Annotated in this window: 13 protein-coding genes; all 13 read right to left on the bottom strand. The window is 53.5% G+C overall.

Annotated features, from left to right (window positions below):
- Positions 1-81: 81 nt before the first annotated feature.
- The 13 genes from ACUN8H_RS14000 to mnmG all read right to left on the bottom strand — a co-directional run bounded on the left by ACUN8H_RS14000 (position 82) and on the right by mnmG (position 11,753).
- The gene (locus tag ACUN8H_RS14000) at positions 82-510 is read right to left on the bottom strand and encodes a F0F1 ATP synthase subunit epsilon (protein WP_445532687.1); all 429 of its coding nucleotides are present in this window, start codon (positions 508-510) and stop codon (positions 82-84) included.
- A gap of 24 nt (positions 511-534) precedes the next feature.
- Positions 535-1,914 (bottom strand): F0F1 ATP synthase subunit beta, encoded by a 1,380-nt coding sequence (atpD, locus tag ACUN8H_RS13995; RefSeq protein ID WP_290694014.1) that lies wholly within the window; start codon positions 1,912-1,914, stop codon positions 535-537.
- A gap of 73 nt (positions 1,915-1,987) precedes the next feature.
- Complete coding sequence (gene atpG, locus ACUN8H_RS13990; RefSeq protein ID WP_445532686.1) at positions 1,988-2,875, bottom strand: F0F1 ATP synthase subunit gamma; 888 nt, start codon at positions 2,873-2,875, stop codon at positions 1,988-1,990.
- A gap of 68 nt (positions 2,876-2,943) precedes the next feature.
- Complete coding sequence (gene atpA / locus ACUN8H_RS13985; RefSeq protein WP_176302935.1) at positions 2,944-4,488, bottom strand: F0F1 ATP synthase subunit alpha; 1,545 nt, start codon at positions 4,486-4,488, stop codon at positions 2,944-2,946.
- A gap of 16 nt (positions 4,489-4,504) precedes the next feature.
- Positions 4,505-5,041 (bottom strand): F0F1 ATP synthase subunit delta, encoded by a 537-nt coding sequence (locus tag ACUN8H_RS13980; RefSeq protein WP_445532685.1) that lies wholly within the window; start codon positions 5,039-5,041, stop codon positions 4,505-4,507.
- 11 nt (positions 5,042-5,052) lie between these two features.
- The gene (locus tag ACUN8H_RS13975) at positions 5,053-5,523 is read right to left on the bottom strand and encodes a F0F1 ATP synthase subunit B (protein WP_022521052.1); all 471 of its coding nucleotides are present in this window, start codon (positions 5,521-5,523) and stop codon (positions 5,053-5,055) included.
- 76 nt (positions 5,524-5,599) lie between these two features.
- On the bottom strand, positions 5,600-5,827 hold the full coding sequence (gene atpE, locus ACUN8H_RS13970) for a F0F1 ATP synthase subunit C (protein ID WP_022521051.1): 228 nt from the start codon (positions 5,825-5,827) through the stop codon (positions 5,600-5,602).
- A 76-nt stretch (positions 5,828-5,903) separates the two neighbouring features.
- Positions 5,904-6,731: a F0F1 ATP synthase subunit A gene (gene atpB / locus ACUN8H_RS13965; protein ID WP_290694021.1), complete on the bottom strand. Its 828-nt coding sequence runs from the start codon at positions 6,729-6,731 to the stop codon at positions 5,904-5,906.
- Positions 6,732-6,764: 33 nt separating this feature from the next.
- A complete protein-coding gene (locus ACUN8H_RS13960) occupies positions 6,765-7,157 on the bottom strand; it encodes an ATP synthase subunit I (RefSeq protein WP_445532684.1) in 393 nt (130 codons plus the stop codon).
- Positions 7,158-7,407: 250 nt separating this feature from the next.
- On the bottom strand, positions 7,408-8,337 hold the full coding sequence (locus tag ACUN8H_RS13955) for a ParB/RepB/Spo0J family partition protein (protein ID WP_445532683.1): 930 nt from the start codon (positions 8,335-8,337) through the stop codon (positions 7,408-7,410).
- A gap of 60 nt (positions 8,338-8,397) precedes the next feature.
- On the bottom strand, positions 8,398-9,165 hold the full coding sequence (locus ACUN8H_RS13950) for a ParA family protein (RefSeq protein WP_445532682.1): 768 nt from the start codon (positions 9,163-9,165) through the stop codon (positions 8,398-8,400).
- A 27-nt stretch (positions 9,166-9,192) separates the two neighbouring features.
- The gene (rsmG, locus tag ACUN8H_RS13945; RefSeq protein ID WP_445532681.1) at positions 9,193-9,852 is read right to left on the bottom strand and encodes a 16S rRNA (guanine(527)-N(7))-methyltransferase RsmG; all 660 of its coding nucleotides are present in this window, start codon (positions 9,850-9,852) and stop codon (positions 9,193-9,195) included.
- Positions 9,849-11,753 (bottom strand): tRNA uridine-5-carboxymethylaminomethyl(34) synthesis enzyme MnmG, encoded by a 1,905-nt coding sequence (gene mnmG / locus ACUN8H_RS13940; RefSeq protein ID WP_445532680.1) that lies wholly within the window; start codon positions 11,751-11,753, stop codon positions 9,849-9,851. The genes rsmG and mnmG overlap by 4 nt, the downstream gene beginning before the upstream one ends.
- Positions 11,754-12,114: the final 361 nt, after the last annotated feature.

The following is a 12,114-nucleotide window of genomic DNA, read 5'->3' as shown; positions in this document are numbered from 1 at the left end:
TTTTTTCTAGCCAACAAAAAACGCCCCTTAAACCCTGATGACGGGCTTAAGGGGCGCTGTACCACGCCTAACGCGTGGGTACTAGCCTTTACCCGCCTTTCTACGCAGCTGTTGAATCGTTCTTAGCTGTGCAACGGCTTCGGCAAGTTCAGCGGCCGCTCGGGTATAGTCGAGCTCCGATGACTTCTCGTTAAAGGCTTTCAGCGCTTGTTGACGCGCTTCTTCGGCTGCAGCCTCATTGAGGTCGCTGGCACGCGATGCAGCGTCAGCCAGAATCGTTACGACATCTGGCTGAACTTCCATGAAGCCGCCAGTGACATAAAAGTTCTCTTCTGCGCCACCATCATAGATCACGCGAACCGGACCCGGCTGAAGCTCAGTCAGCAGGGGAGCGTGACCCGGCAAAATGCCCAGGTCACCCATCATCCCGGAAGCAATCACCTGCTCAACGGTACCTGAGAAGATCGATGCTTCAGCGCTGACGATATTGCAAGTAAAGCTATTCGCCATAGCGAATCCCCCTAATGGACGGGATTACTTCTTCATCTGGTTGGCTTTCTCGACGGCTTCGTCGATTGAACCGACCATGTAGAAGGCCTGTTCCGGCATATCGTCGTATTCGCCAGCAAGGATGCCCTGGAAGCCACTAATGGTGTCTTTCAGCGACACATACTTACCTGGTGAACCGGTAAATACCTCAGCCACGAAGAACGGCTGCGACAAGAAGCGCTGGATTTTACGCGCCCGGGATACGGCCAGCTTGTCTTCATCCGACAGCTCATCCATACCTAGGATAGCGATGATATCCTTAAGCTCTTTGTAGCGCTGAAGAACGTTCTGCACACCGCGAGCGGTAGCGTAGTGCTCTTCACCGACAACCAACGGATCCAACTGACGTGAGGTGGAGTCGAGCGGATCAATCGCCGGGTAGATACCCAGTTCGGCGATAGAACGCGCCAGTACCACGGTCGCATCCAGGTGGGAGAAGGTGGTCGCTGGCGACGGGTCGGTCAAGTCATCCGCGGGCACGTAAACGGCCTGTACGGAAGTGATTGAACCGGTTTTCGTCGAGGTAATACGCTCCTGCAGAACGCCCATCTCTTCGGCTAGCGTCGGTTGATAACCTACTGCTGACGGCATACGGCCAAGCAGTGCCGATACTTCGGTACCTGCCAGGGTATAGCGGTAGATGTTATCGACGAACAGCAGTACGTCGCGGCCTTCATCACGGAATTTCTCAGCGATAGTCAGGCCAGTCAGCGCCACGCGCAGACGGTTACCCGGGGGCTCGTTCATCTGACCGTAAACCAGCGATACCTTATCGATAACGTTGGATTCCGTCATTTCGTGATAGAAGTCGTTACCCTCACGCGTACGCTCACCGACACCAGCGAAGACAGAATAGCCGCTGTGTTCGGTGGCGATGTTGCGGATAAGCTCCATCATGTTAACGGTTTTACCCACACCGGCACCGCCGAACAGGCCCACTTTACCACCCTTCGCAAACGGGCAGACCAAGTCGATAACCTTGATACCGGTTTCCAGCAGCTCGTTAGAGGCTGCTTGGTCCGCATAGCTCGGTGCTTTACGGTGAATCGGCATACGCTCTTGCTCGCCGATCGGTCCCGCTTCGTCGATCGGCTCACCGAGTACGTTCATAATACGGCCCAGCGTTTCCTTACCTACCGGTACGGAAATAGCAGCACCTGTGCTGGTCGTTGCCATGCCACGCTTCAAGCCCTCAGTGGAGCCCATGGCGATGGTGCGCACCACGCCGTCGCCCAGCTGCTGCTGGACTTCGAGGATGGTCTCAACATCGGAGACCTTCAGCGCGTCGTAGACCTTGGGCACAGAGTCCCGCGGAAACTCTACGTCAATCACCGCGCCGATGATTTGTACGATACGTCCGCTCATCTTGGTTCCTCTCTAAAACCTGCAAATGAAACCTGTCTGCCGGGAGCCGCTAAAAGCGTCGGCTCCCTAGGCGTTATACGGCAGCAGCGCCGCCGACGATCTCAGAAATTTCCTGGGTAATGGCAGCCTGACGGGCCTTGTTATAAACCATCTCCAGATCGTCGATCAGGCCGCCTGCGTTGTCGGTGGCACTTTTCATAGCAATCATTCGAGCGGCTTGTTCACAAGCGCCATTTTCCACTACCGCCTGATACACCTGCGATTCGATGAAACGAACCAACAGGCTATCGAGCAACGCCTTGGCATCCGGTTCATACAGGTAGTCCCAGCTTCCGGGACGGGCGTTTTCGTCGTCTTGCTCAGCGCCTGCGCCCATATCAGGCGACAGGGGAAGAAGCTGACGAACCACTGGCTTTTGCGTCATGGTGTTCACAAACTCGTTGTGCACCACATACAGCCGGTCGAGACGTCCTTCATCGTACGCTTCGAGCATGACCTTAATACTGCCAATCAAGCCTTCTACCGTCGGGGCTTCACCTAATCCACTTTTCGCTGCTACCAAATTACCGCCGTAATTGCGGAAAAAGGTGCTCGCCTTGGCGCCAAGCGCACAGAAATCTTGCTCGGCACCCTGCTTTTTCCAGCCTGCAGCGTCTTTAAGCAAGAGTTTGAAAAGATTGTGGTTCAAGCCACCGCACAGACCGCGGTCAGTGGATACCACAATGTAGCCAACACGCTTCACCTCGCTACGCTCGACCATATAGTCGTGCTTGTACTCAGGGTTTGCGTTGGCTAAGTGGCCAACCACATTACGGATCTGCTTAGCGTAAGGCTGACTGGCTCTCATCAGATCTTGCGCTTTACGCATTTTCGATGCAGCTACCATTTCCATGGCGCTGGTGATCTTCTGCGTATTTTTAATGCTCCCGATTTGGGTGCGTATCTCTTTTGCAGCTGCCATAGCGATCTACCCTTCGTTCGTGGCTCTCAGAAAGCATGCAAACCCACCCGTGAGGGGCGGGCCAGACATTACCAGCTCTGAGTCGCCTTGAACTTCTCGAGACCCGACTTCAAGCTGTCTTGAATCTCACCGTTGTAGTCGCCGCTCTGGTTGATCTTGTCGAGGAGATCAGCATGTTCGGACTTCATGTAGTCGTGCAGGGCACGCTCAAAATCCAACACTTTGTTTACTTCGACATCGTCCAGATAACCTTCGTTGGCGGCGTAAAGCGAAAGCGCCATTTCAGCTACCGACATCGGCGAGTACTGGTTCTGCTTCATCAACTCGGTAACACGTTGACCGTGTTCGAGCTGCTTACGCGTGGCTTCATCAAGGTCAGATGCGAACTGCGAGAAGGCCGCCAATTCACGGTACTGAGCCAGTGCCAGACGTACACTACCGCCCAGTTTCTTGATGATTTTAGTCTGCGCCGAACCACCCACACGAGAAACCGATAGACCTGCGTTAATCGCCGGACGAATACCGGAGTTAAACAGGTTGGTTTCCAGGAATATCTGACCATCGGTGATCGAGATGACGTTGGTCGGAACGAACGCAGAAACGTCGCCACCCTGGGTTTCGATGATCGGCAGTGCGGTCAAGGAACCGGTCTTGCCTTTCACTTCACCGTTGGTGAACTTTTCAACGTAGTCGACGTTAACACGCGCCGCACGCTCAAGAAGACGCGAGTGTAGATAGAAAACGTCACCAGGATAAGCTTCACGGCCCGGCGGACGACGCAGCAGCAGCGATACCTGACGGTACGCAACGGCCTGCTTGGAAAGGTCGTCATACACGATGAGTGAGTTTTCGCCGCGGTCGCGGAAGTACTCGCCCATGGTGCAGCCAGAGTAAGGTGCCAGGAACTGCATCGGTGCCGGATCGGCAGCGCCCGCAGCCACGACGATGGTGTGTTCCATCGCGCCGTGCTGTTCCAGCTTACGCACCACGTTCGCGATGGTGGATTGCTTCTGGCCGATCGCTACGTAGACACAGGTAACGCCTTTGCCTTTCTGATTGATGATGGCATCAATGGCAATGGCAGACTTACCAATCTGGCGGTCACCGATGATCAGCTCACGCTGACCACGGCCGATCGGCACCATGGCGTCGATAGACTTAAGACCGGTTTGAATCGGCTCATCAACGGATTGGCGGGTGATAACGCCCGGCGCCACTTTCTCGACGGCGTCGGTCATGGTGGTGTTGATGTCGCCTTTACCATCGATGGGGTTACCCAGCGCATCGACCACGCGACCAATCAGCTCAGGGCCCACCGGCACTTCAAGGATACGACCGGTACACTTGGCAGTCATGCCCTCTTCGAGCTGCAGGTAGTCACCCAGCACCACGGCACCCACGGAGTCGCGCTCCAGGTTGAGTACCATGCCAAAAATGCTGTTGGGAAATTCAATCATTTCACCAAACATCGCGTCTTCGAGGCCGTGAATTTTCACGATACCGTCAGAAACAGTGACGATGGTGCCCTGATTATGGGCTTCAGATGCGACGTCAAGCTTTTCAATTCGCTGCTTGATGATGTCGCTGATCTCGGAAGGATTCAGTTGCTGCATGCCATGTCCCTCAGACTCAAGCGGTTAGCGCGTCAGAAAGGCGGTTCAATCGACCACGGACCGACCCGTCAATAACGGTATCGCCAGCACGTAGGATGACACCGCCAATCAGCGACTTGTCCACTTGAGTAGTAATAGAGATTTCGCGATTCAGACGTTTTTTAAGCGCGTTCGCTAGCTTCGTTTCTTGCTCGCTATCTAGCTGATAAGCAGAAGTGACATTCACTTCAACCCGCTGCTCGTGTTCGGCACGCAGGTGCTCGAACTGTTCAGCAATCGATGCCAGCGCCATCAGGCGGCTTTGGTCAGCCAGGACAGTCAAAAACCGCTGTAAAGCGTCATCTTGTTGCTCAGGAATCAGCTCAACAAGCAGCGACACTTTTTGCTCGCTGTCTAGTTTTGGACTGCTTAACCGATGGCGAACGTTAACGTCTGCTACCGCAAAGCTTAAAAAACTCAGCGCTTGTGACCAACTATCAAGCGCCTCATGATCACGCGCGTATTCAAACGCTGCCTTAGCGTAAGGACGAGCGACGGTCAGTAGTTCCGCCATGATTCACCTCCTTACAGTTCAGCAGCAAGCTCATCAAGTAACTTGCGATGGGCTTGTTCGTCGACCGACGCTTCAAGAACACGCTCGGCACCCATAACGGCGAGATAAGAGACCTGGGCACGAAGTTCATCTTTAGCGCGATTTACTTCTTGCTCAATCTCGGAACGTGCGCTCGCTACAAGGCGTTCGCCTTCGGCGCGGGCCTGTTCGCGGGCTTCTTCAACTATCTGGGCAGAGCGCTTATTAGCCTGCTCGAGAATTTGAGAAGCTTGCTCCTTGCTTTCACGCAGCGTTTGTTCCGCCCGCTCTTGAGCAAGCTCAAGGTCGCGGTTAGCGCGGCTGGCTGCGTCCAAGCCATCAGCAATTTTTTTCTGACGCTCATGAAGCGCGTTGCTGATCGGAGGCCACACATACTTTAAGCAAAACCAGACAAAGATCGCGAAGGCGATCGTCTGCCCGATTAGCGTCATGTTGATATTCACAGAAATGTACCTCTGACAAGTTCGTGGCGACCGGAGTGAAACAAAACCGAGCGTTTAACGCTCGGCTGAGCTGTCATTAACCGGCAACAACGAAGATCAGGTACATTGCGATACCAACACCGATCATCGGAACCGCATCCAACAGACCTGCCATTAGGAAGGTTTTGGTTTGCAGTTGGTCGCCTAGCTCCGGCTGACGCGCGGTAGATTCCAGCAGCTTACCGCCCAAAATAGCGAAGCCAATGCCGGTACCTAGAGCGCCGAGACCGATCATGATGGAAGCGGCAATGTAGATAAGTTCCATGGTAATGCTCCTAGTTTTTCAAGTTTAAGGTCGAGGGTTGAGGTTAAGGGTTAATGTGTTGCAAGCATTGCTCGGATTAGTGATGTTCGTGTGCAGCGCTTAGATACACCACGGATAGCACTGTAAAAATGAAGGCCTGAAGTACGACGATCAGGATATGGAAGATCGCCCACGGTACATCCAGCACCCAGATAGCCCAGAAGGGCAGCATGGCGATCAGAATGAAGATCACTTCCCCGGCGAACATGTTGCCGAAAAGACGCATTGCCAAGCTGAACGGTTTCACCAGCAGCGCGACGATTTCCAACAGTAGGTTGAAGGGGATCAGGGCCCAGTGATTAAACGGGGTAAGGGAGAGCTCTTTGGCAAAACCGCCCACGCCTTTCACTTTAAAGCTGTAGTAGAGAATTAGACCGAAGACCCCTAACGCTAACCCCAGCGTAGCGTTCACATCGGTAGTCGGCACGATTTTCATGTAGTCGACCCCTAGTTTGCTGAACAACACAGGGAAGTAGTCGACCGGAATAATTTTTAGCGTGTTCATGAACAGAATCCACACGAACAGCGTCAGGGCCAGTGGCGCGATAAGCGGATTATGGCCTTTGAAAGTCCCTTTGATCATGTCTTCAATGAATTCAACAACCATTTCGACTGCGTTTTGCAGACCGCCGGGGACACCGGTGGTGGCCATTTTTCCCGCTTTACGGAAAATCCAGATAAACAGCAGCCCCATGGCAATTGACCAGCCCATGGTGTCTAGATGAATGGCCCAAAAGCCCATTTCACTGGCTTCTTCCGCCGAGTGCGCCAGCGACCAGCCATTGACGGGGTGGTTACCAAACGTCAGGTTCTGCAAGTGGTGCTGGATATAGTAAGTCGTCGAGACTTCGTTTCCTGCGGCCATGGATGTGTCACCTCAATTTAATTGTGCAATTTTCTAGGCATTGACGTTTTTTGGCATTAACCAAGGCGTAAGCCAATGCGTTAGAACAACCGCAACATAAGCATAAAAAAAGAAAGTAGGGTTTGAAGGGGGCGCTGCCACGAACACAGCAACGAACAGTGCCACCGTCAAACCAAACTTGCCTGCTTCGGCGCGAAACAAGCGCATCGCTGCCTGTGAAGGCCTACCCGCGCGCATTACTCCCATTCGCTTGATGAAGAAAGCATGCGGGAGCAAGGCTACTAGCGCTCCTTTAAAAACCGATGACATGCCTTCAACATCATCCACCCAATAGGCTGCCAGCATGCCGCAAAGAGTCATTGAGAGCTGCACGATCGTAAGCCGAAGGATGTAGGCTTTTCGCCGCTGGGTTTCGTATCGCTGCATAGCTCTCTATATGGGCTCTCTGTACGGACTCTCACAACGTGCACTTGCAATAGCGCTTTGAGCCAATACCCAGCCCTAAAAAAATCGGCGTACTTCGACAAACACAGGCAACTTGCACAAATCTTGCGCGATTATAGGGAAGCGCTATCACACCTTCAACCGAAGTCGCACCGAATTTGTACGTTAAGGGGTCGATTTGCGACCAAAGAGGGAAAACGTGGTCTCTTCTTACGCGATAATGAATAGCCTGCTATTTAATATGATTTAAGATGCCGTCTAACTCTTCTAGACTTGTATAGCGTATCGTTAATTTACCTTTGCCTTTTTGGCCATGATCAATAGAAACAGGTGCACCAAGCAGCTCGCCAAGTTGCGTTTCAAGCTTGGCCACATCGGGCTGCTTGGTTTGACGGCTAGGGGGTGTAATCGGCGCCTGGCTGGTCTGCACCTTTTTCACCAGCGCTTCGGTGGCGCGTACGGTCATGTCGTTATTGACGACCTCATGGGCGACTTGTCGCTGCTGGGCACTGTTCAGTGATAACAATGCCCGCGCATGTCCCATATCCAAATCGCCACGTTCCAGTAATGTTTGCACTTCGGGGTCAAGTGCCAGTAGACGCAATAAATTGGCTACCTGAGTGCGGGACTTACCCACTGCATCCGCTATCTGCTGTTGAGTCAGCTCGAATTCTTCGCCCAGCCGCTTAAGCGCCATGGCTTCTTCAACGGCGTTGAGATTTTCGCGCTGGATATTTTCTATCAATGCCAGCGCCAGCGCCACTTCATCGCTAACTTCGCGAATCACGGCTGGAATAACGTCCAACTCGGCAAGCTGGGCGGCCCGCCAGCGACGCTCGCCAGCAATAATTTCGTAGCGATCCACGCCAATCGGCCGCACCACGATGGGCTGCATCACACCCTGGGCGCGAATAGAGTCAGCGAGTTCTTCCAACGCTTCGGGCTGAATATCCCGGCGTGGCTGATATTTGCCGCGGGTCAACTGACCGAGCGGCAGCCGTTCCAGGCGGTCTTCGGTCATTTCCTCGGCTGCGCTATTTTTTGTTTCGCTCGCCAGGTCCATGGACGTACCGTTACCGGCAAGTTCCAAGCTGTCACGGCGGCGGGCACCGGCACCAATCAGGGCATCCAGGCCACGTCCCAGTGCGGGTTTACGCGTCATTCGCTTTCCCTCATTTTTCAGCGCCCCTTTTTTGAATTGAAGAGTTGAAGTGAAGAGTGGTTACAGTGAAAGACGACGAATCATCTCTTTTGCCAACACACGATAGGCCTGGCTACCCCGGGAGAACCGAGCATACTGGGTCACTGGCAATCCGTGGCTCGGTGCTTCGGCAACTTTTACATTACGGGGAATGGTGGTTTTTAACAGCATGTCACCAAAGTAATCACGCAGTTGCTTATCCACTTCCCGGGTCAAGCTAGTGCGCTTGTCGTACATGGTGCGCAGTATGCCCGCAATCGCTAGATCCGGATTCACATTCTGCTTAATCTGTTCAACGGTATCGAGCAGCGCCGATAATCCTTCCAGGGCATAGAACTCACACTGTAGAGGGATCAGCACACTATCGGAAGCCGTCAAGGCATTGACCGTCAGCATGTTCAAAGAGGGCGGGCAGTCGATAAGCACCACGTCGTAAGCACCCGAGACCGACGCAAGCGCGTTGGTTAGGCAGCTCTCGCTCTTATCACGATCCAGTAGCTCGACTTCGGCGGCGGTGAGATCACCGTTACCCGGCAGAACATCGTACTTCACCGCCAGGTCTTTAACGATGGTCTCAGCGGCCGTTGCTTCGCCTAACAGTACATCCAGCACGCTTTTGTCGAGCTCGTATTTATCGATGCCGCTGCCCATGCTGGCATGGCCTTGGGGGTCAAGATCCACCAGCAGCACGCGACGATCGAGTCCAGCGAGGCTAGCTGCCAGGTTAACGGCTGAGGTGGTCTTGCCCACACCGCCTTTTTGGTTGGTCAGGGCAATGATCTGGCTCACTTACTCAACTCCTTCCTGGGGTCAGAATCAACATTCAGCTTTCAAGATTAATAGCTGCCGCTGGGCCGTTTCAAAAGGTACTTCCAGCAGGTGACGCTCATGTAAACAAATACCAGCAGGCAATTCGCGTAACTCATCGTCAGCACCCGGCCCTTTCATGGCCAGCCATTGACCATCGGGACTCGGTAACTGGCGAGTCAAGGTGACGAAATCCACCAAGCTGGCAAACGCTCTCGAAATCACCTGATCAAACGTGGCGGCTTGAAACTGCTCTACCCGCGCCTGAACAGGGGTTACGTTTTTTAACCCTAATTCCATCACCGCTTGGCGTTGAAAACGGACTTTTTTGCCATTGCTGTCCAGCAGCGTGACGTCTAGTTGGGGGGCCAAAATGGCCAACACCAAACCGGGTAAACCTGGGCCCGCCCCCACATCCAATAGCTTCGGCCCTTGTACATAGGGCAGCGCAACGGCGCTATCCAGCACGTGGCGCGATACCATGTCATCCACATCGCGCACCGCGGTGAGGTTATAAGCCCGGTTCCACTTGTGCAACAGGGCTAATAAACCTAGCAGCTGCTCGCGCTGGTGGTCCTCAACGTTGATAGCCAACTGGCTAAGCCCTTGATCTAGCCGTGGCGCGACGCTCGTAGGCAGCGTTTTCAATAGGGGAATCAACGAGCTCATCCGTTTACCACATCGGCCGCAGCGACTAACCGGCGCTTTTTCAAGTACACCAACAGGATTGAAATCGCCGCGGGGGTGACCCCTGAAATACGCGCTGCATGGGCGAGGGTTTCTGGTCGTGCTTCCGCCAGCTTTTGGCGAATTTCGATGGATAGCCCCTCTATTTTCAAATAATCCAGCTCGGCGGGCAGCGCCGTTCCTTCATGGCGCTTGAGCTTGTCAATCTCATCCTGCTGGCGATTGATATAGCCTTGGTACTTGGCTTGGATTTGTACCTGTTCGGCAACCGCTGGATCGGTAACCAACGTGCCTTCGATACCAGGCAGGTTGGCCAAGTCGCTATAGTTCAACTCAGGGCGTTTAAGCAGATCACTCAGACGATATTCACGCGTGAGCGCCGCACCGGTAGTTTCCGCCACCTGTGCCGCAGCCGGGGTACCAGGCTGGATCCAAATGGTATCCAGACGCGCACTCTCTTGCTCAATGGCTTCGCGTTTTTGACTAAACGCGGCCCAGCGTTCGTCATTGACGAGGCCTAATTCGCGGCCAGCTTCGGTTAAGCGCAAGTCTGCATTGTCTTCACGTAGCAGCAGGCGATACTCGGCCCGCGACGTAAACATTCGATAAGGCTCTTTGGTGCCCATGGTGATCAGGTCATCCACCAGTACACCAAGGTAGGCTTCGTCGCGCCGTGGGTACCAAGCGTCTAACTCTTGGGCGCGTCGCGCCGCATTCAAGCCTGCTAACAACCCTTGAGCACCGGCTTCTTCGTATCCGGTGGTGCCATTAATCTGCCCAGCGAAAAACAGGCTGTGGATAAATTTAGTTTCCAGCGAGTGTTTTAAATCCCGCGGATCAAAAAAATCATACTCAATGGCGTAACCAGGCCGGGTGATATGGGCGTTTTCCAGGCCTTTTATTGAGCGAACCACTTGAATCTGTACATCAAACGGCAGTGAGGTTGAGATGCCGTTGGGGTAAAGCTCATGGGTATCCAACCCCTCAGGCTCGATAAATACCTGATGGCTCGATTTATCGGCAAAGCGATGTACTTTGTCTTCAATTGACGGGCAGTAACGCGGCCCAATTCCTTCGATCACACCGGAATACATCGGTGAGCGATCAAGGTTAGCCAAAATCAGGTCATGCGTTTGCTGATTAGTATGAGCAATGTGGCAACTGACCTGCTGAGGATGCATCTCCCGCGATCCCAGGTAGGACATTACCGGCGTTGGGCTATCGCCTGGCTGCTCTTCCAACTGAGAAAAATCAACGGTTTTGGCATCAATACGCGGCGGCGTGCCGGTTTTTAAGCGGTCAACGCGAAACGGCAGCGCACGCAGACGTTCAGCCAGCGCGTTGGAAGGCGGATCACCCGCTCGACCGCCTTTGCTTTGATCCAGACCAATGTGAATCACACCACCCAAAAAAGTACCGGTACACAGCACGACGCTTTGAGCGTGAAAACGTATTCCGGTTTCCGTCACTACACCACGCACGGTGTCGTTATCCACAATGAGATCACCAGCAGCCTGCTGGAAAATCGTCAAGTTGGGTTGATTTTCTAATATGCCGCGAATAGCAGCTTTGTAGCGAATACGGTCCGCTTGGGCCCGAGTTGCCCTGACCGCTGGCCCTTTGCGGGCGTTGAGCACACGAAACTGGATACCACCCAAATCAGTGGCAAGTCCCATGGCGCCGCCCAGCGCATCGATCTCTTTGACCAAATGGCTTTTGCCGATGCCGCCGATGGCGGGGTTACACGACATTTGTCCCAGGGTTTCGATGTTATGGGTAAGCAGCAGGGTCTGACAGCCCATGCGAGCAGAGGCCAATGCGGCTTCGGTTCCCGCATGGCCACCGCCGATGACAATCACGTCAAAGCGGTCAGGGTAATTCAAAAGACACCTCGTCTTGTGCCCATCGGCACGGATGTGATGGCCAGTGCAGTTGTTGACGTAGCCAGCTTAGATCAATGAGCCGGCAAGTATAAACCCCCTGTGGGTAACCGTCAGGTTTTTCCACACTTCGAATGGCTTAACAGCCTCTATTAATAACAACATAAATATAAAATAAGAGAAGTTCTGTAAATGTTGTAACTACTAGTGTGGACAAATTCTGTGTATAAGCTAATTATTACCATTACTTTCATCAGCTTATATTGTTGACTTTTACGTGTTTGAAAGCGGGAGTGCCTGGGCAGAAGGAGTGCTAAGCCTGTGGATGGAATAGGGCTTTATCCACAGATACATTTAAGCACGG

It is taken from the genome of Vreelandella sp. V005 (assembly GCF_052645115.1).
Note: the sequence above shows the minus strand (reverse complement) of the source record. Positions and strands in the feature narration are given on the sequence as shown.